This is a genomic window from Comamonas sp. 7D-2, assembly GCF_022749555.1.
Classification (GTDB): Bacteria; Pseudomonadota; Gammaproteobacteria; order Burkholderiales; family Burkholderiaceae_C; genus Comamonas; species Comamonas thiooxydans.
In genome coordinates, this window is the sequence record NZ_CP094238.1 from 1,300,658 (window position 1) to 1,319,416 (window position 18,759).

The window sequence follows — 18,759 nt, forward strand, 5'->3', positions numbered from 1 at the left end:
ATTCGAGCTGAACTTTGATGCGCTTCAAGGAAATGGTGTGAATCTAGGGTAATTACTGAGAAATCAGGGCTAACAAGAATGTGTCGGGTTTTTTGCGGCACGTACCATCAGCCGTTAATTTCAGAACTCATAAGGAGACCCCTTCATGAATCGTCGTATGTGCGTGGGCCTGACAATGGCTCTGGCAACTGTAGGTTTCTCGACCGGTGTGTTGGCAGAGGCCAACTACCCCACCAAGCCCATCAAGCTGCTGGTGCCCTTTGCAGCAGGCGGCACGACCGACATCATTGCGCGTGTGATCGCCGAGCCGCTGAGCAAGGAACTGGGTCAGTCCGTGGTGGTGGACAACAAGGGCGGTGGCGGCGGCGTCATCGGTGCGCAGGAAACCGCGCGCCAGAAGCCCGACGGCTACAACCTGGGCATTTCCACGCTGTCGACCATGGCCACCAATCCGGCCATCAACCCCAAGACTCCCTACAACCCGCTGACGGACTTCACGCCCATCATCAATATTGCGGCCACGCCCAATGTGATCGCCGTGAACCCCAAGTTCCCCGGCGCGGCTAACTACAAGGCTTTCGAGGCCGAACTCAAGGCCAATCCCGGCAAGTACTCCTATGGCTCGTCCGGTACGGGCGGCATCCAGCACATGCTGATGGAGCTGTACAAGTCGCTGACCGGCATCCAGATGACCCATGTGCCTTATCGCGGCGCGGGCCCGGCCCTGAACGACGCGGTTGCCGGCCAGATCCCCATGATTCTGGACAACCTGCCTTCGGCGCTGCCTTTCATCAAGGACAACCGCCTCAAGGCCATCGCCGTGGCAGCTCCCCAGCGTCTGGCCGTGCTGCCTGACGTGCCCACCTTCAAGGAAGTGGGTCTGCCCCAGGTCAATCGCATGGCTTCCTACGGCATTCTGGGCCCCAAGGGCATGGACAAGGCCATGGTCGACAAGATCAATGCCGCAGTGAAGAAGGTGCTGCAGGACCCCGCGGTCAAGAAGCGCATCGAAGACACCGGCTCGCTGGTGGTGGGCAACTCTCCTCAGGAATTCGCCAAGGAACTGAAGGAAGAGTTCGAAACCTACAAGCAGGTCGTGGCCAAGCAGAAGCTGACACTGGACTAAGCAGCTGATCTGCTGCCGATGCAGTAGCGGATACCGCAAGCCCGAATTGCCTTTGAGGCGATTCGGGCTTTGTTTTTTTTATTATTTTCCGCTCCCAGGCAGCAACAGAATCTTGCCGATGCTGACCCCGGACTCCATATGTCTGTGCGCCCCAGCAGCATCTGCCAAAGCGAAGGAGCTATCGATCACGGGCCGTATCGCTCCACTCTCCAATGCACCAAGCCATCGCTGGGCAAAGCGCTGGACCATCGCCTGCTTGACTTCGGGCGAGCGTGACTTCATCACGGTTCCGAAGATCCGCAGATGGCGGTACAGCACCAGGTCCATGGGCAATGCAGCGCCCTGGGAGCCGCCCAGCAGGCCCACCATCACCATGCGCCCGCCGACGGCCAGCGATCGCACATTGGGCTCCAGGTAGGGGGCACCGACGAAATCGATCACGATGTCCACGCCTTTGCCGTCGGTGGCCTGGGCCACCACGGTTTGGAAGTCCTCGCTGCGATAGTCGATGAAGACATCGGCTCCGAAACCCAGGACCGCTTCGCGCTTGTCGCTGCTGGCCGTCGCAAAAACCCGGGCGCCGGCAGCATGTGCAAGCTGAACGGCGGCCGATCCGACACCACCCGCTGCCGCATGGATCAGCACCGACTCGCCGGCGCGCAAGCCAGCCAGATGAAACAGGGCCTCGTGTGCGGTCACGAACACCTCGGGTATCGCACCGGCATCCACCAGGTCCAGATTCCCGGGGACATGTATCGCCATGCGGTGGTCTATGCGCGAAATCTCGGCATAAGCGCCGCCGCCCACGATGCCCATGACCCGGTCGCCCACGGAGAAGCCCTGCACCAAGGGACCGGCGTCGATCACGGTTCCGGCGATCTCCAGGCCCATGGTGTCTGCGTCACTAAAGGAAGCTCGGCCATAGGCGCCCTTGCGGTGATAGAGGTCGGCACGATTGACGCCGATGGAGGCGTTGCGTACCAGCAAGTCGTGGGGGCGAAGCTCAGGAGCCGGCAGCTCGCGGGCCACCAGCACCTCGGGCCCGCCAAAGTCGTCAAAAACGATGGCCTGCATGGTGGTGGGCTTTGCTGCGGGGATGGAGTCTGTCAAAAAGGTGGGCATAGCGTCGTTCTCGAAATATCTTTGAGCGCTGAAGATTACGACGCAAAGCTTTGTTTGCAATGCCGCGATTTCGCTCTACATTGATGCAAATTTGCATCAACTGATGAGCCATGAACTGGGACGATACCCGCATCTTTCTCGCCCTGAGCCGCACGCACTCATTGCGCGCCGCAGCGCGCAGCCTGGGCATTGATCAGGCAACGGTCGGGCGACGCCTGAATGCGCTGGAGTCCGAGCTGGGGGCAAAGCTGTTTTTGCGGGCCAAGGATGGATACCTGCTCACGGCCGCTGGCGAGGTGGCACTGGCTGCGGCAAAGCGTATGGAGAGTGCGGCCCTGGACTTGCGCACCAAGATCGAGGGTCAGGATGAAAATCCCGGTGGGCTGGTGCGCGTGACAAGCACCGACTCCATCGCTATTGACCTGTTGCTGCCCGCTGTCGAGCGTTTGCAGCAGCACTGGCCGAATATCCGCGTGGATCTGGAAGTCTCCACCCAGTTGCTCAGCCTCGGTCGTCGGCAGGCGGATATTGCTTTTCGCAACGTCAGGCCTGATACCCCGGAGCTGGTGGTTCGCCGTGTGGCTTCGTGGCCTGTGGGGCTGTTCGCAAGCACGAGTTATCTGGCTCGCTTTGGCGAGCCTGCCCCTGAAGACGAGTTGCGCGGTCACCATCTGGTGGCATACGGGCCTTATCTGGAGCAGAGTCCGCTACTGAGCATGGCCGGAGTGCCGGCACGTCAGGCCAGGATTGCCATGTCGGTCCGCTCCAGTCTCCTCGTGCGCAAGGCGGTTGCTGCAGGCATCGGGATTGGGGAAATGCCGTTGTGGATGGGGGAGCGCGAAGGCCTGGTGCGTATCTGGCCGCAACGCCGACGTCCGAACGACTACGAAGTCTGGCAGGTCATGCATCCCGATCTGCAGCGCACGGCTAGGGTGAGAGCGGTTGCGCAGTTCCTGGCCGAGGCTTTCGATGGTCCATCAGCCGGCATCAGCTGAAGCAGGCACAGCATTTGCCATTGCCGGTATCTGACCCTGATCTCCATGGTGCACCGAGCTGATTTCAGCTCGGTGCATCCTCGCCAGCGTGTACGCTAGCTCCATGTCCGACACTCCTAAAAAAGCCCGCAAACCGCAGATTCCCGATGACTGGCCGCAGCCCTTGCCGCAGAGCCAGCATGCGCTCGATCAGTTCATCGATGCCCTGCTGCTGGAGGACGGGCTTTCGCGCAATACCCTGTCCGCCTACCGGCGTGACCTGACAGCGGCTGCGCGCTGGCTGGCGCGGCTGCAGCCGCCCAAGGCGCTGGATGCTGCGCAGGAAGCCGATCTGCAGGGTTATTTCACGGCCCGTGTGGAGGGCACCAAGGCCACCTCCTCGAACCGTAGGCTGACGGTGTTGCGTCGCTATTTTCACTGGGCGCTGCGTGAAAAGCGCATCGCTGCCGACCCTACGGTGCGCATGCTGGCGGCCAAACAGCCGCCGCGCATGCCCAAGACCCTGACCCAGGAGCAGGTGGAGGCCCTGCTCGATGCGCCCGATGTGGACAGCCCGCTGGGCTTGCGCGATCGCGCAATGCTGGAGCTGATGTATGCCAGCGGTCTGCGTGTCAGCGAACTGGTGGGCGTGTGCATGCATGAGCTGGACCTGCGCTCGGGCGTGCTGCGCGTGACGGGCAAGGGACGCAAGGAGCGGCTGGTGCCGTTCGGCCAGGAGGCGCAGCACTGGCTGGAGCGCTATCTGCAGCAGGCGCGAGCGGCGATTCTGGGAGGGCTGCAGACCGAGGAGGTGTTTGTGACCCAGCGCGGTGCGGGCATGAGCCGCGTGATGTTCTGGGTCATCGTCAAGAAATGCGCGCAGATCGCGGGTATCAACTCGCCCCTCTCACCGCATACGCTGCGCCATGCGTTTGCCACCCATTTGCTCAACCATGGCGCCGACCTTCGCGTGGTGCAGATGCTGCTGGGGCATGCCGATATCTCCACCACCACCATCTACACCCATGTGGCGCGCGAGCGGCTCAAGGCTCTGCATGCCGAGCATCACCCGCGCGGCTGAGCCGCTACCTAGGTCGTCGCGCTGCCAAGCTGCAGGTGGTATAGCCCCCAGACGGCGGCAGGAAAGCGCTGCTTGACGGGCAACTGGCCGAGCTCCGGAATCTGATGGGCTGCAAAAATGGCCCAGAGCGGGCCCACGCCGCCCATTGCCAGCGGCACGCCGTCCAGCTGGGTGGCGATCAGCATGCGCCAGCGCACGGCCTGGGCCAGCGGTATCTGGCTGCGATAGCCATCTATGCCCTGCAAAGTCAGTTGCAGGCCGCGCGCCATGGCCTGGCCTACATCCACGCCGGCGGCCTGCAGCACCTGCTCCAGTAGCGGGCCTTGCAGGCTGTGCTCGGCTTCGTCGTATTCAAGCGTGGTCCTGAGCGTCTGCTGCTCCAGGCTGTTGAGCGCATCCATGCCACAGGACCAGGCTGCATCAAACAGATAGCCATGGATGATCAGCATGCGGTCCGCCACGGCCTGCGGCTTGCCGCGATTGGCCTGCACACCGGGGCCGCTGATGGTGAGCACAGCGGGCTGCAGGCCATCGAGCACGCAGGTGCGGGAGGCCTTGCGTGTGGCCGCGGCGGGCAGAGCCATGGCGCCCAGTGCAGCGCCCGCAGCACCGCTTCGCAGCAAGATGGAGCGACGGGATAGAGGTTGTTTTTCTTCCATGGGGCGCTTTCTTTGTGGAGATTGCTGCAGTCTAGCGACAAGCCTTGCGGGCGTCATTGCGACATGTCGATGAAGGTGTTGGTCGGTTGGAGTGTTGGTCTATTTAAATGTTTGAAGTTTTATTTTGATGTTTTCTGTCCAGTGAATTGACGAATCGTCGTCCAAATCAACCGGGGAATTCACTTTGGTCAAAAATGCAGGTCTTGATTTTTGGATTTCGAGTGATGACTAACTTTCTGCGTCGCAGCATGCTCACCTGTGCCCTGGCAGCCATGCTGCCTGCCACCTTGTCCCTGAATGTCCAGGCGGCCGACAAAGCCGACGCGGCTGGCTGGCCCAGCCGTCCCATTCGTCTGGTGGTGTCCTACCCTGCCGGTGGTGTGAGCGATGTGGTGGCCCGTGCACTGGGTGAAAAGCTGTCACAGTCGCTGGGGCAGTCGGTGGTGATCGACAACAAGGCCGGCGCGGGTGGCGCGATTGGCCTGGACCAGGTCGCCAAGTCCAACCCCGATGGCTATACGCTGGGCTTTTCGTCCATCAGCCCGCTGACGCTGAGCCCCCATCTGGGCAAGCCGCTGTTCGATCCGCACAAGGATATTGTTCCCGTGGTCAGCGTGATGTATTCGCCCGTGCTGCTGCTGGGAACGACCCGTCTGGCAGCCAAGAGCTTTCCCGAGCTGATGACCCAGGCCAAGGCCCACCCCGGCGATGTGCGCTGGGCCACGGCTGGTCTGGCCTCGCTGGGCCACATCATGCTCGAGCAGATTGCCGATCAGGGCAAGGTTCAGATCACCCATGTGCCTTACAAGGGCGGTGGCCAGCAGCTCAATGACGGCCTGAGTGCACAGTTCGAGGTGTTGTCCACGAATGCCGGCCCAGCCGTGATGCAGCATATCAAGGCCGGCAAGTTCAAGGCCCTGGCCGTGGGAGCTCCGGCGCGTCTGGACTCGCTGCCCCAGGTGCCCACGCTGGCCGAGCTGGGTTACAAGAACGCCAACACCACATCGGTCTTCGGCATCTTCGCTCCCGCAGGTGTGCCCGCCCCCGTGCTGGCTCGCCTGAATGCCGAGGTGAACAAGGCGCTGGCGCTGCCCGAGATCCGTCAGCGCCTGGAAGCCACTGACAATGTGCCTACCGGCGGCAAGGCTGCGGACTTTGCCAAGCAGATCGAGGTCGAGTCCAGGTCCAACGCCCAGATCATCAAGGCTGCAGGTATCCAGACCAACTGATCGGGACTTTCTTGAATGAAAAAGGGCTTGCGGTCACATCGGCTGCAAGCCCTTTTTCGTTGTGCGCAGCAAGCGCACTGACTGGTCGCGAAGCGGATTGGCTCAGATCACTTCGCTGGCCAGGTTGTCGGCCCAGCTCAGTGCCTGCAGATGGGCCCAGTTGACCTGGTGGTTGGACAGCTGCAGCGCATTGGCGGCGCGGGCAAAAGCCGCTTCGTCGCCAGACTCGCAGGCGCGCGTCAGATCCAGGAAGGGTGCAAAAACGCCCTGGTTGTGTACCAGTGCGTCAACCACGGACTGGGGCAGGGCTACGGATTCCAGGGCCTTGGCCATGGGCTGGCTCAGCATCACATCGAGCAGCGAGAAAACGCCCACGACGAAAGCGTGGTCGCATTCCTCGGGCGGCAGCAGCTCGGCGGTCAGCAGCTCCATCAGGCGGCCGCGCACCACGGCTGTCTGGCCCACAGCCGGCGGTGTGCCGCCGGCGCGTGAGGTGGTCAGCAGCAGGGCCGCCCAGCGGAACAGCTTCTTGAGGCCCAGAATCATCACCGCATGGCGGAAGGAGGTGATCTCGCAGGACAGGCCGAAACCCGAGCTGTTGATGAAGCGCAGCAGGTTGAAGGACAGCGTGGGGTCCTTCTTGAGCAGCTCTTCGATCTCCTCCGTGCTGGCCTGCTGGCGCACCAGGTTGATGAGCTGGATGATGGTGGTCTGCGTGGGGCGGATGGTGCGCGCCTGCACGAGCTGGGGCTGGGCGAACCAGTAGCCCTGGAACAGCTTCACACCCAGGCCCAGCATATGCTCGAACTGCTCGGCTGTTTCGACCTTCTCGGCCACGATCTGGGCGCGTGTGTAGGTCTGGGCAAACTTCACCAGCTTCTCGGCATGCTCGATCGCGAAGCTCTGCATGTCCAGCTTGACGAAGGAGGCCATGGGCAGCCATGACGCATAGTTGCGGCGCAGCAGGTTCTGGTCGAAAGCCAGGCGAAAGCCACGCTGGCGCAGGGCCGCGAATGTGGGCAGGCAGGCTTCGATGTTTTCCTGCGTGGCATCGGCGGGCAGGGCCGGCACTTCCAGTACCACACGGTCGGGGTGAATCAGCTCCAGGTGGCCGCCGCTCAGGCTGTCATGGGTGCAGTTGATGAAAACCGTCTTTTTGCCCACCAGGGCTTCGGCACCGGCGTAGGACAGTGCATTGAACAGCAGTGCCGCATCAGATGCTGCTGTGTGTGCGTTATGTGCAACCGAGCGGTCAAACAGCTCGTAGCCATACACATCCCGCTTTTCATCGACGATTGCCTGACGCGCAATGCTGGCCATATTGGCCTCGTCCCTGTCTGCAACGGGGCTGGCGGTTGGTGAAGAGGCGTTTGTGTCAGAGGTATCCATGTCGGTTATCGCTTGGGTGTGGGGCAAAAGTGCTGTCAGTCGGACAGACACTCCGTCCATCTCAAAGCCTGCAGATGAGCGTGATTGATGTCCCCGTGCTCCAGCTCCAGGCTGCAGGCACTGCGGTCGAATTGTTCCTGGTCATGACTCTCGCAGGCCTTGGTGAGCATCAGCAGCTCGCCCAGAATGCCTTCATGATGCAGCAGCGCGGCAGAGACCGATTCGGACACCGGAATCAGCGCCAGCGCTGCAGGCAAAGGCATGCCCAGCATGCGGTCCAGCATGGAGAACATGCCGCAGATAAAGGCCAGATCGGCGTCGGTGTCCGTTAGCGAGTGCTTGGCCAGCAGCTCCATCAGACGGCCGCGAATCACGGCGGTCTGGCCTACGGCCGGCGGGGGGCCGCCTTCACGGGCGGCCGTCAGCAGCATGGCAGCCCAGCGAAACAGCTTGTTCAGGCCGAGCAGCATCACGGCCTGCTTGAAAGAGGTGATCTTGCGATGGGCGCCAAAGCTGGCCGAGTTGATGAGGCGCAGCAGGTTGAAGGCCAGGGCGGCGTCCTTTTTGAGAACTTCCTCGATCGCATCGGTGCTGGCCTGCTCGCGTACCAGCGTCAGCAACTGGATGATGCTTTGCTGCGTCGGGGTCAGAAGGCGGGTCTGCATCACCGTGGGACGGGCAAACCAGAAACCCTGGAAAAGCTCGATGCCCAGGCGCTGCCCCAGCTCATGCTGGTGGGCACTTTCGACTTTTTCGGCGATCAGCTCGGCGCGGGTGTGGCGGTTGGCGAACTTGACCAGCACCGTAAGCTGGTCCGGTGCCAGCGTGGAGAGGTCTAGCTTGATGTAGTCGGCCAGCGGCAGCCAGGCCGAATACACAGACTCCAGTACCGTGTGGTTGAAGGCCAGATGAAAGCCCTGGTCCTTGAGTGCCAGCAAGGTGGGCAGGCGGGCTGCCACCTCATGCACGGCAGCATGGCCCAGAGGGGGGATCTCCAGCACCACCTTGTCGGCAGGCAGCAGCTCCAGGTGCTCGCCGGTCAGACCTTCGTGAGTGCAATTCACGAACATGAGCTTGGTGCCGACCAGATCTTCCTCTCCAGCATGCGTGAGGGCCGCAAAGATCAGCGTCGCGTCTGAGGCCATGGTGTGACCATAAGGCGAGCGCGAGCGGTTGAACAGCTCGTAACCAATGATTTGCTGCAGCCCGTTGACGATGGGCTGGCGTGCAATCATGCCTTTGGACAGGTTGCGCGGCGAGGCGAATGCCTGGTCCTCTATGGTTTGTTCACTCATTGCTGCATGACGTCTGTGTGGGAAATGGTTGGCTGTGCCGGTTATTGTAAGAACGAGCCGATCATAGTGTCAGCTTCGTGCGTTCAGTCCGTTTGTGCCAACAACTTCGGCTCGCGGGCCTCGCTTGTCGGTGGTTCTTGATTCGAGTCAAGAAAAAAATACCTATATCTGTTGCAGCCAGGCGATCTCGGTTGCGGTGAAGCCTGCGGCACGGCGTGCCTTCTCATTGAAGGGTGGGCGCAGGCGCGGCGCTTCATGGCGCTTTGTCAGCTCCAGGTACAACGACTCGGGGTCCAGACCGTTTTTCTCGCACAGCCAGCGATACCAGTGGTTGCCTATGGCCACATGGCCCACTTCCTCGCGCAGGATGATGTCCAGAATGTCACAGGCCGCCAGCGCATCGGTCGCGTGGGTGTTGCGCAGCTTGTTCTGGATCTGCGGCGTGGCGTCCAGGCCGCGCGCCTCCAGCGTTCTGGGTACCAGGGCCATGCGGGCCACGATGTCGCCCGCCGTTTTTTCGCACATGGTCCACAGGCCCTGGTGGGCCGGATGGTCGCCATAGTCCTGACCATGATGCTGGCGCAGATGATCGCGTAGCAGGCGGAAATGCTTGGCTTCCTCTGCAGCCACCTGCAGCCAGTCGTGGTAGTACTGCTCGGGCATGCCGTCAAAGCGCCAGATGGCGTCCAGTGCGAGGTTGATGGCATTGAACTCGATATGTGCAATGGCATGGATGAGCACGGCCCGGCCTTCGAGGGTGGCCGGCGAGCGGCGCGCCACGGCCGTGTGGTGCTTGAGCTCGGGCCGGGCCGGGCGGCCGGGAAGCTCGGATTCGGGGATGCGCAGTGTCGGTGCTGTTTCTGCTATCGAATAGAGAGCTTTTTGTGTATGCAGATCAATGGCTGCAGCAGCTTTTCTCTCTGGGTCTGCAAGGCACAAGACCTCTAGCGCGCGATGACGTAACTCCATCCCTACAATTCTAGGTTCTATAAAGAAGCAACCCACAGGGAGACAAGCAGATGGCAATTTACGAACTCGACGGCGTTGCGCCGCAGATCGACGAAAGCGCCTGGGTGGCCGACAGCGCCGAGGTCATGGGCCGCGTCAAGCTGGACAAGGACGCCAGTGTCTGGTTTGGAACGGTCATCCGCGGGGATACCGAAAACATCAGCATCGGCGCGGGCTCCAACATCCAGGATGCCAGCGTGCTGCATGCCGATTTCGGCAAACCGCTTACGGTGGGTTGCAATGTGACGGTTGGCCACCAAGTAATGCTGCATGGCTGCACGATTGGCGATGGCTCGCTCATCGGCATCGGTGCAGTGGTGCTCAATGGCGCCAGGATAGGCAGGAACTGCCTGGTGGGCGCAGGCTCGCTGGTGACCGAGGGCAAGGAATTTCCCGACGGCTCCATGATCCTCGGCAGCCCCGCCAAGGTCGTGCGCGAGCTATCGCCCGAGCAGATCGAAGGTCTGCGCCAGAGCGCCAGGAACTATGTTGAAAATGCTCGCCGCTTCAAGCGCGGCTTGCGCAAGCTGGGCTGAGGGCCCTGCTTTTTACCGGAATCGATTAGCGTGTCTGAACTGCATAAATTCATTTTTGACGGCCTGCCCGTGCGTGGTGCCATTGTTCGCCTGACTGACTCCTGGCAGGAAATCCTGCAGCGCCGTGCCGGCAACAAGGATACCGGCGCCTACCCAGAGGCCGTCAGCACCTTGCTCGGCGAGATGACGGCGGCTGGCGTGCTCATGCAGTCCAACATCAAGTTCAATGGCGCGCTGGTATTCCAGGTTATGGGTGACGGCCCGGTCAAACTGGCCGTGGCCGAAGTGCAGTCGGACCTGAGCCTGCGTGCCACGGCAACACTGGTGGGAGAGGCCAATCTGCCCCTGCGCGGCCAGTTGGCCCCGCTGGCAGAACTGGTCAATGCCCATGGCGCGGGCCGCTGCGCCGTCACGCTGGACCCCAAGGACCGCCAGCCCGGCCAGAACCCCTATCAGGGCGTGGTGCCGCTCAACGATGGTGCTGGCGGCCGCTTCGAGCGCCTGTCGGATGCGCTGCAGTTCTACATGATGCAGTCCGAGCAGCTCGACACCGTGATGGTGCTGGCCGCCAATGACCAGATCGCTGCCGGTCTGATGCTGCAGCGCATGCCTGTGAAGGGTGAGGCGAATCTGGCCGCTGCCACCGAAAGCGGTGAGGCCGAGCATGATGCCCAGGGCCTGAACGAGGAATACAACCGTGTTGCCACGCTGGCCTCCAGCCTGACGCAGCAAGAGCTGTTGACGCTGGATGTGGAGACCATTTTGCGGCGCCTGTTCTGGGAGGAGAAGCTGCTGCGCTTCGCTCCTCAGGCCGACGAGCAGGCCCCGCGTTTCGCCTGTACCTGCAGCCGTGACCGGGTGGCCGCCATGCTGACCTCGCTGGGCGAGGAAGAGGTGGATTCCATCGTGGCCGAGCGTGGCAAGATCGAGGTGGGCTGCGACTTCTGCGGCCAGCAATACCAGTTCGACGCCATCGATGCGGCGCGTCTGTTCACCGAAGTGCAAAAGCAGCCGCCCAGCTCCAGCTCGGTGCAATAACTGAACAGTCTGCCCGCGGCGATGGAGCTCTGATGGCGGTGGAGATACCCTGCAAGAGCCCAGGTCGGGGCAGCGCGGGTGTCTTCCAGCTCGGAAAAGATAGGGGAGAAGGCACGAGGCGCCTCAGGGGGCGCTTTTCAAGGCCTCGAACAGTGCCAGCTCGCACTCGGGATCGCCGCATTGCTCGCAGGCTTTGCGGCGTATTTTCTGACTGGAACTCCATGGATTTTTGCTTGAAATCCAATCCCAGTCTGCGGCCGGTTCCATGAATTTCAGAGAGGCAGCCAGTTGCTGCCATTGGGCAGACGGTCTGCCGTACAGCATCACATAGCTCTGAGAGCGTGCTTCCAGCAGTGCGCGCCATTGGCTGATCTGCTGAGCGATGGCGGGGTCCGGGTCGGCATCGCGCCAGTCCTGGCCCAGCACATAGACCAGGGCATCGGCCGGCCATTCATCGCCGCTCGCGGGGGCCAGGCATTGCCAGGGCGTGGCATGGCCCGCATCCAGACGGGCCTGCAGCAAGCCATGAGCCATGCCGCGCGCCAGTGCATGCGGCGCACCCAGCAGCACCAGCGTGGGCGCAGGAACAGCAAAGCCAGCGCGGGGCTGGCTTTGATGCAGAGCGGGTGCCGGGTCAGCGCTTGGAAACCTGAATATAGATTTCATTGGGTTTGACCATGCCCAGCTCGTAACGGGCCTTTTCTTCCACGGTGGACAGGCCGTCCTTGAGGTCGTTGACCTCGGACTGCAGCCTGTCGTTTTCCGATTTTTCTAGGGCGTTGGCCGCGTATTGATCCTTGATTTGCTGCTGCAGCTCGTGCACATAGGCCATGCTGCCATTGCCCAGCCAGAGCTGGGCATGAATGGCGGTCAGCAAGACCAGCAATGTGACACAGACGACGCGGTTGACCATACAAAAACCTGGTGGAATCAAGGGTAAGCGCCCTGGCCGCAAAGCGGTTGCCGGGCACTTACTTCAGCTGCGCACTTTAGCGCAGGTTGTAGAAGGCAGCGCGGCCGGGGTACTCGGCGACATCGCCCAGGTCTTCCTCGATGCGCAGCAGCTGGTTGTACTTGGCGATACGGTCGGAGCGGCTCATGGAGCCGGTCTTGATTTGACCAGCATTCAGGCCCACGGCGATGTCGGCAATGGTGCTATCTTCGGTTTCGCCAGAGCGGTGCGAGATCACGGCGGTGTAGCCGGCGCGCTTGGCCATTTCGATGGCGGCGAAGGTCTCGGTTAGGGTGCCGATCTGGTTGATCTTGATCAGGATCGAGTTGGCGATGCGCTTTTCGATGCCTTCCTTGAGGATCTTGGTGTTGGTCACGAACAGGTCGTCACCCACCAGCTGAACCTTGGCGCCCAGGCGCTCGGTCAGGATCTTCCAGCCATCCCAGTCGCCTTCGTGCATGCCGTCTTCGATGGAGATGATGGGGTACTTGTCGCACCAGCCGGCCAGCATGTCGGTCCACTGCGTCGAAGTCAGCGTCATATTGCCTTCACCGGCCAGCACATACATGCCGTCCTTGTAGAACTCGGAAGCTGCGCAGTCCAGGCCCAGGGCGATCTGCTCGCCGGGCTTGTAGCCGGCCTTTTCGATGGCTTCGATGATCAGCTGGATCGCGGCTTCGTGGTTTTCCACGGAAGGTGCGAAACCGCCTTCGTCGCCCACGGCGGTGGACATGCCGTTGTGGTGGATGATGGCCTTCAGCGCGTGGAAGACTTCGGCGCCCCAGCGCACGGCTTCACGGAAGGTGGGGGCACCCACGGGGATGATCATGAACTCTTGCAGGTCCAGCGAGTTGTTCGCGTGGGCGCCGCCATTGATCACGTTCATCATGGGAACGGGCAGCTGTACGCCACCCATGCCGCCGAAGTAGCGGTACAGGGGCAGGCCGGCTTCTTCGGCTGCGGCGCGGGCCACGGCCATGGACACGGCTAGCATGGCGTTGGCGCCCAGGCGGCTCTTGTTGTCGGTGCCGTCCAGGTCGATCAGGGTCTTGTCCAGGAAAGCCTGCTCGGAAGCGTCCAGGCCCAGCACGGCTTCGGAGATTTCGGTGTTGATGTGCTCCACAGCCTTGAGCACGCCCTTGCCCAGGTAACGGCTCTTGTCGCCGTCACGCAGTTCAATGGCTTCGCGCGAGCCGGTGGACGCGCCCGAGGGCACGGCGGCACGGCCCATCACGCCGGATTCCAGCAGCACGTCGCACTCAACGGTGGGATTGCCGCGGCTGTCCAGCACTTCGCGGCCTACGATGTCAACAATGGCACTCATTGCATTTCCTTTGGGTTTCTGAAATCGGTACGTGCAGGCTGACTTCTTTCATGAAATCACGCCCAAGCGCTTGTGCATAAAGCGCAAGCTGCTATCAAAATTGTGAAGCCGACTCTTCTCCACATGCTGCGCGCGCGCCATGCACGCGACGAGTATGGAAGAGGCTGCGGCGGCTATTGTGCACAAATTTGGTGGGCCGCTTTTGCCTTGACGTGTTGCAGCAGTCGAATTTCTTGCGCAAGACGTTTCTGTGCAAGCATTCGGACACAAAAGCGGATACAAAAAAGGCATGACGCCACGCTTCATCGTGTCGGTCATGCCGGGGTGCATCATCTGCTCAGACGCCGCTGCCCGCCTTGGGGCGGCCGGGGCGTATGGACATGCAGGCCTGCTGCAAGGCCGCCATGTCGCTGCTGATGCGCTGTGCATGCATGCTCAGGCCTGGAAGCGGTCTTCCAGGAAGCCGTTGCGCTTGGTCACATCGTCCAGCGTCACCAGTGTCTCCAGCAGTGCCTTCATGTGCTTGAGCGGCACGGCATTGGGGCCGTCCGACAGGGCGTTGCAGGGATCGGGGTGGGTTTCCATGAACAGGCCAGCCACGCCCACGGCCACGGCCGCACGCGAGAGCACGGGCACCATCTCGCGCATGCCGCCGCTGGATGTGCCGTTGCCGCCGGGCAGTTGCACGCTGTGGGTGGCGTCGAACACGACAGGGGCGCCAGTCTCGCGCATGATGGCCAGCGAGCGCATGTCGCTGACCAGGTTGTTGTAGCCAAAGCTGGCGCCGCGTTCGCAGGCCGTGAAGCTGTCCGCGGGCAGGCCCGCTTCCACAGCCGCAGCACGGGCCTTGTCGATGACATTCTTCATGTCATGCGGGGCCAGGAACTGGCCCTTCTTGATGTTCACGGGCTTGCCCGACTGGGCCACGGCGCGGATGAAGTCCGTCTGGCGGCACAGGAAGGCGGGGGTCTGCAGCATGTCGACGACAGACGCCACGTAAGGCACTTCGGCCTCGGTGTGCACATCAGTGAGGATGGGCACGTTCAGCTCCTTCTTCACCTTGGCAAGGATCTCCAGACCTTTTTCCATGCCGGGGCCGCGAAAGCTGGTGCCCGAGGAACGGTTGGCCTTGTCGAAGCTGCTCTTGAAGATGAAGTGGATGCCCAGCGAGGAAGTGATTTCCTTGAGTTGCCCGGCCACGTCCATCTGCAGCTGTTCGGATTCGACCACGCAAGGGCCGGCGATCAGAAAGAAGCGCTTGTCCAGACCAATATCAAAGCCGCAGAGTTTCATGGGGGTTCCTTTTTGCACGCCGTGCATGCTTCAAAAACTGAAGCTGCTGGCGCTCTATTTTGAAAGACTTCAACATCATTTGATGCTGAGATCATTGCATTTCAAGCGCTGGCAGCTCCTATTTAAGGATTGATTCCGGAGGAGGGGAATCAGGCCTTCTTGCCCGGCTGGGCCTTGTTGTCCATGGCCGCCTTGATGAAGGCGTTGAACAGCGGGTGACCATCCCAGGGGGTGGACTTGAACTCGGGGTGGAATTGCACACCGATGTACCAGGGGTGAACCTTGGCGGGCAGCTCGACGATTTCGGTCAGCTGTTCGCGCTGGGTCAGGGCCGAGATCACCAGGCCGGCTTCGCGCAGCTGGTCCAGATACTGGGTGTTGGCTTCATAGCGGTGGCGGTGACGCTCGGTCACCACGTCGCCGTAGATGCTGTGCGCCAGCGTGCCCTTTTGCACGTCGGAAGACTGTGCACCCAGACGCATGGTGCCGCCCAGGTCGGAGTTCTCGTCACGGGTCTTGATCGTGCCGTCCGCGTCCTTCCACTCGGTGATCAGGGCGATCACGGGATTGGGGGTGGCGGGGTCGAACTCGGTGGAGTTGGCGCCTGCGAGACCGGCCACATGACGGGCGTACTCGATGGTGGCAACCTGCATGCCCAGGCAGATGCCCAGGTAGGGCACCTTGTTCTCGCGGGCAAACTTGGCCGTAGAGATCTTGCCTTCCACGCCGCGCGAGCCGAAGCCGCCGGGCACCAGAATGCCGTCGTAATCCTTGAGCAGCTTGGTGGCATCCGCGTCGTGGATGGTTTCCGAGTCCACATGCGTGATCTTCACGCGCACATGGTTGCGCATGCCGGCGTGCTTGAGTGCTTCGTTGACCGACTTGTAGGCGTCGGACAGCTCCACGTACTTGCCCACCATGGCAATCTTGACTTCGCCCTGGGGATGCTCGGTCTCATAGACCAGGTCGTCCCAGCGCTTGAGATTGGTGGGAGGCGTGTTCAGGCGCAGCTTGTCGCAGATCAGGCCGTCCAGACCCTGCTCGTGCAGCATGCGCGGCACCTTGTAGATGGTGTCCACGTCCCACATGGAGATCACACCCCACTCGGGCACATTGGTGAAGAGGGAGATCTTGCTCTTTTCCTCTTCGGGCACCTGGTGCTTGGCGCGGCACAGCAGCGCATCGGGCTGGATGCCGATTTCGCGCAGCTTCTGCACGGTGTGCTGGGTGGGCTTGGTCTTGAGCTCGCCGGCCGTCTCGATGAACGGCAGGTAGGTCAGGTGCACAAAGGCGGAGTTGTTGGGGCCGAGCTTGAGCGCCAGCTGACGCGCAGCTTCCAGGAAGGGCAGGGACTCGATATCGCCCACGGTGCCGCCGACTTCGCAGATGGCCACATCCACTTCGTGGTCGGTGCCAAGGCCCGCGCCGCGCTTGATGTATTCCTGGATCTCGTTGGTGACATGGGGGATGACCTGCACGGTCTTGCCCAGATAGTCGCCACGGCGTTCCTTTTCCAGCACGGACTGATAGATGCGGCCCGTGGTGAAGTTGTTGCTCTGACGCATGCGCGTTTCGATGAAACGCTCATAGTGGCCCAGGTCCAGATCGGTCTCGGCTCCGTCATCGGTCACGAACACTTCGCCGTGCTGGAAGGGCGACATGGTGCCCGGGTCCACGTTGATATAGGGATCGAGCTTGATGAGGGTGACTTTGAGACCGCGCGATTCCAAAATCGCAGCAAGGGAGGCTGAGGCGATTCCCTTACCTAGGGAAGACACCACACCGCCGGTGACGAAGACGAACTTGGTCATGTCTTTTTTTGGTGGTGGTAAAACAGGATTATAGGTTCGCCACGAATTTCGGCGTGGCGTACAGGGATGCTTGTGCGGCAGCAAAGCCGCTCAGGTCTGATAAATTGCGCAGCATGAATGACGTGTTCGCAGGCAAACATCTGGTGCTGGGTCTCTCCGGAGGCGTGGCTTGTTACAAATCGGCCATGCTGTGCCGCTTGCTGGTCCAGGCCGGTGCCACGGTGCAAGTGGTCATGACGGAGGCGGCCGAGCAGTTCATGACAGCCGTCACCATGCAGGCGCTTTCTGGGCGCGCAGTCTACACCTCCCAGTGGGATGTGCGCGAACCCAACAACATGCCCCACATCAATCTGAGCCGTGAAGCCGATGCCATCCTCATCGCACCCTGCAGCGCGGACTTCATCGCGCGCCTGGTGCAGGGCCGCTCGGACGAGCTGCTCAGCCTGATGTGCCTGGCCCGGCCCATGGAGAGCGTTCCCCTGCTGCTGGCCCCGGCCATGAACCGCGAGATGTGGGCCCATCCCGCGACCCAGCGCAATCTGGCCCAGGTGCAGGCCGACGGTGCCCAGGTGCTGGGCGTGGGCAACGGCAGCCAGGCCTGCGGCGAGACCGGCGACGGCCGCATGCTGGAGCCCGAGGAAATCATGGAGGAGCTGGCGGCGCACTTCACGGCCAAGAGCCTGCAGGGTCAGCATCTGCTGGTGACGGCCGGCCCGACTTTCGAGGCGATCGATCCGGTACGCGGCATCACCAATCTTTCGAGCGGCAAGATGGGCTTCGCAATTGCCCGTGCGGCGCACGAGGCCGGCGCCCAGGTCACGCTGGTGGCCGGCCCGGTGCATCTTCCAACGCCGCGCGGAGTGACCCGTGTCGACGTGCAGTCGGCGCGCCAGATGCAGACTGCCGTGCAGTCCCTGGTGGCGGGGGCCTCGATCTTCATTGCCACGGCCGCCGTTGCCGACTGGCGGCCGGCCGAGTTTTCCGATCAGAAGATCAAGAAGGATGGCTCGGGCGATGTGCCGGCCATGGACTTTGTCGAGAACCCCGACATTCTTGCCGGCGTGGCCCAGTCCGACCAGGCCCGGTCCGGCAAGCTGTATTGCGTGGGCTTTGCGGCCGAAAGTCATGATCTGCTCAAGCACGCCAGCGCCAAGCGGCTGCGCAAGAGCGTGCCGCTGCTGGTGGGCAATATCGGCCCCGCGACCTTTGGCAAGGACGACAATGCACTGCTGCTGATCGACGATCAGGGCTCCAAGGAGCTGCCTCATGCCAGCAAGGACGTGCTGGCGCGCCAGCTGGTCGATGAAATTGCACAGCGACTGAGCGCCAAGCGTCCCTGATCCGTGATCCCAGGAGTCCGAACATGAATCCCTCCAGTTATGAAGGCCCGCGCAATGGCGACTATGTGGCTTATGTGGATCAGCTGATGCGAGCCAGTCCCGAGTACCGCCGCACGCAACGCAGCATTGCCGGAGCGATTCAGACTGCGGTCGTCACGCCAGGCTCCCAGGCCGGCTCGCCCATGTCCCAGCTGCGCAACACCCTGCAGAAGGCGCGCGACATGGCCGAGCAGGCACAGCAGGTGCCGGGAGCGCGAACCACGGCGGCTGCTCAACCGGCCCAGCGCACGGCTGCTGCACGGCGCCCCAATACGGCCGTGACCAAGCAGGAGGCGCAGCAGCGCTTCAGGGCCATGGAGCGCGAGATCGAGGGGCAGAAGGCTCAGAATGGTCGCAAGCCCTGGGTGTCTCCGGGCTCGCTGGCGCTGATCGTGGGCGGGGTGATCCTCTCCCAGTTCATCCAGGGCTTTGGCGTGCTGCTCGCACTCATGGGCCTGATGTCGCTGGTGGGCGGCGTGCTCAAGCGCCTGCAAGGCCGCTGACAGGCGTCAAGCGCCAGCTCTTGCCCGGCAGCGGGCACAA

The 18,759-nt window shown here is 62.1% G+C and carries 18 protein-coding genes; 8 read left to right on the forward strand and 10 right to left on the reverse strand.

Annotated elements, in window-relative coordinates; genetic code table 11:
- The first annotated feature begins 145 nt into the window (after nucleotides 1-145).
- The gene (locus tag MPZ60_RS05895) at nucleotides 146-1,126 is read left to right on the forward strand and encodes a tripartite tricarboxylate transporter substrate binding protein BugE (protein WP_034359925.1); all 981 of its coding nucleotides are present in this window, start codon (nucleotides 146-148) and stop codon (nucleotides 1,124-1,126) included.
- A gap of 81 nt (nucleotides 1,127-1,207) precedes the next feature.
- Here the strand turns inward: MPZ60_RS05895 and MPZ60_RS05900 are convergent, their stop codons facing one another.
- Nucleotides 1,208-2,248 (reverse strand): NAD(P)H-quinone oxidoreductase, encoded by a 1,041-nt coding sequence (locus MPZ60_RS05900; protein ID WP_242881909.1) that lies wholly within the window; start codon nucleotides 2,246-2,248, stop codon nucleotides 1,208-1,210.
- Nucleotides 2,249-2,358: 110 nt separating this feature from the next.
- Between MPZ60_RS05900 and MPZ60_RS05905 the strand changes: the two genes are divergently transcribed.
- Together MPZ60_RS05905 and xerD are read left to right on the forward strand one after the other, a co-directional pair.
- Nucleotides 2,359-3,243 carry a LysR family transcriptional regulator gene (locus MPZ60_RS05905; RefSeq protein ID WP_034359927.1) on the forward strand — a complete coding sequence of 295 codons (885 nt, stop codon included), beginning with the start codon at nucleotides 2,359-2,361 and terminating at the stop codon, nucleotides 3,241-3,243.
- A 103-nt stretch (nucleotides 3,244-3,346) separates the two neighbouring features.
- Nucleotides 3,347-4,303, forward strand: coding sequence for a site-specific tyrosine recombinase XerD (xerD, locus tag MPZ60_RS05910; protein ID WP_052057712.1), 957 nt, complete (start codon nucleotides 3,347-3,349; stop codon nucleotides 4,301-4,303).
- An 8-nt stretch (nucleotides 4,304-4,311) separates the two neighbouring features.
- Here the strand turns inward: xerD and MPZ60_RS05915 are convergent, their stop codons facing one another.
- A complete protein-coding gene (locus MPZ60_RS05915) occupies nucleotides 4,312-4,962 on the reverse strand; it encodes a molybdopterin-dependent oxidoreductase (RefSeq protein WP_034359928.1) in 651 nt (216 codons plus the stop codon).
- Between the two features lie 224 nt (nucleotides 4,963-5,186).
- On the opposite strand from MPZ60_RS05915, the gene MPZ60_RS05920 reads away from it, so the two are divergent.
- A complete protein-coding gene (locus MPZ60_RS05920) occupies nucleotides 5,187-6,191 on the forward strand; it encodes a tripartite tricarboxylate transporter substrate binding protein (RefSeq protein ID WP_034359930.1) in 1,005 nt (334 codons plus the stop codon).
- Between the two features lie 102 nt (nucleotides 6,192-6,293).
- On the opposite strand, the gene MPZ60_RS05925 is transcribed toward MPZ60_RS05920, so the two are convergent.
- From MPZ60_RS05925 to MPZ60_RS05935, 3 genes are all read right to left on the reverse strand, one after another.
- Nucleotides 6,294-7,580: an EAL and HDOD domain-containing protein gene (locus tag MPZ60_RS05925; protein WP_034359932.1), complete on the reverse strand. Its 1,287-nt coding sequence runs from the start codon at nucleotides 7,578-7,580 to the stop codon at nucleotides 6,294-6,296.
- Between the two features lie 35 nt (nucleotides 7,581-7,615).
- Nucleotides 7,616-8,875, reverse strand: a complete 1,260-nt coding sequence (locus MPZ60_RS05930; protein WP_003064492.1) for an EAL and HDOD domain-containing protein — start codon at nucleotides 8,873-8,875, stop codon at nucleotides 7,616-7,618.
- Nucleotides 8,876-9,037: 162 nt separating this feature from the next.
- Complete coding sequence (locus tag MPZ60_RS05935) at nucleotides 9,038-9,844, reverse strand: ferritin-like domain-containing protein (RefSeq protein WP_034359934.1); 807 nt, start codon at nucleotides 9,842-9,844, stop codon at nucleotides 9,038-9,040.
- 50 nt (nucleotides 9,845-9,894) lie between these two features.
- Here MPZ60_RS05935 and MPZ60_RS05940 point away from each other — a divergent pair, with 50 nt between their 5' ends.
- Together MPZ60_RS05940 and MPZ60_RS05945 are read left to right on the forward strand one after the other, a co-directional pair.
- Nucleotides 9,895-10,419 (forward strand): gamma carbonic anhydrase family protein, encoded by a 525-nt coding sequence (locus MPZ60_RS05940; RefSeq protein WP_003064497.1) that lies wholly within the window; start codon nucleotides 9,895-9,897, stop codon nucleotides 10,417-10,419.
- Nucleotides 10,420-10,449: 30 nt separating this feature from the next.
- On the forward strand, nucleotides 10,450-11,457 hold the full coding sequence (locus MPZ60_RS05945; RefSeq protein WP_003076386.1) for an Hsp33 family molecular chaperone HslO: 1,008 nt from the start codon (nucleotides 10,450-10,452) through the stop codon (nucleotides 11,455-11,457).
- A gap of 123 nt (nucleotides 11,458-11,580) precedes the next feature.
- Here MPZ60_RS05945 and MPZ60_RS05950 read toward each other — a convergent pair whose 3' ends face one another.
- The 5 genes from MPZ60_RS05950 to MPZ60_RS05970 all read right to left on the reverse strand — a co-directional run bounded on the left by MPZ60_RS05950 (nucleotide 11,581) and on the right by MPZ60_RS05970 (nucleotide 16,837).
- Complete coding sequence (locus tag MPZ60_RS05950) at nucleotides 11,581-12,123, reverse strand: hypothetical protein (RefSeq protein ID WP_187771818.1); 543 nt, start codon at nucleotides 12,121-12,123, stop codon at nucleotides 11,581-11,583.
- On the reverse strand, nucleotides 12,092-12,370 hold the full coding sequence (locus MPZ60_RS05955; protein WP_003064503.1) for a septum formation initiator family protein: 279 nt from the start codon (nucleotides 12,368-12,370) through the stop codon (nucleotides 12,092-12,094). The genes MPZ60_RS05950 and MPZ60_RS05955 overlap by 32 nt, the downstream gene beginning before the upstream one ends.
- A gap of 76 nt (nucleotides 12,371-12,446) precedes the next feature.
- Nucleotides 12,447-13,733: a phosphopyruvate hydratase gene (gene eno / locus MPZ60_RS05960; protein WP_003057720.1), complete on the reverse strand. Its 1,287-nt coding sequence runs from the start codon at nucleotides 13,731-13,733 to the stop codon at nucleotides 12,447-12,449.
- A 435-nt stretch (nucleotides 13,734-14,168) separates the two neighbouring features.
- Nucleotides 14,169-15,026, reverse strand: coding sequence for a 3-deoxy-8-phosphooctulonate synthase (kdsA, locus tag MPZ60_RS05965; protein ID WP_034360053.1), 858 nt, complete (start codon nucleotides 15,024-15,026; stop codon nucleotides 14,169-14,171).
- 149 nt (nucleotides 15,027-15,175) lie between these two features.
- Nucleotides 15,176-16,837, reverse strand: coding sequence for a CTP synthase (locus MPZ60_RS05970; RefSeq protein ID WP_034359936.1), 1,662 nt, complete (start codon nucleotides 16,835-16,837; stop codon nucleotides 15,176-15,178).
- Between the two features lie 113 nt (nucleotides 16,838-16,950).
- Here MPZ60_RS05970 and coaBC point away from each other — a divergent pair, with 113 nt between their 5' ends.
- Together coaBC and MPZ60_RS05980 are read left to right on the forward strand one after the other, a co-directional pair.
- Complete coding sequence (gene coaBC / locus MPZ60_RS05975) at nucleotides 16,951-18,177, forward strand: bifunctional phosphopantothenoylcysteine decarboxylase/phosphopantothenate--cysteine ligase CoaBC (RefSeq protein WP_034359938.1); 1,227 nt, start codon at nucleotides 16,951-16,953, stop codon at nucleotides 18,175-18,177.
- A gap of 23 nt (nucleotides 18,178-18,200) precedes the next feature.
- On the forward strand, nucleotides 18,201-18,719 hold the full coding sequence (locus tag MPZ60_RS05980; RefSeq protein WP_034359940.1) for a hypothetical protein: 519 nt from the start codon (nucleotides 18,201-18,203) through the stop codon (nucleotides 18,717-18,719).
- Nucleotides 18,720-18,759 lie beyond the last annotated feature (40 nt).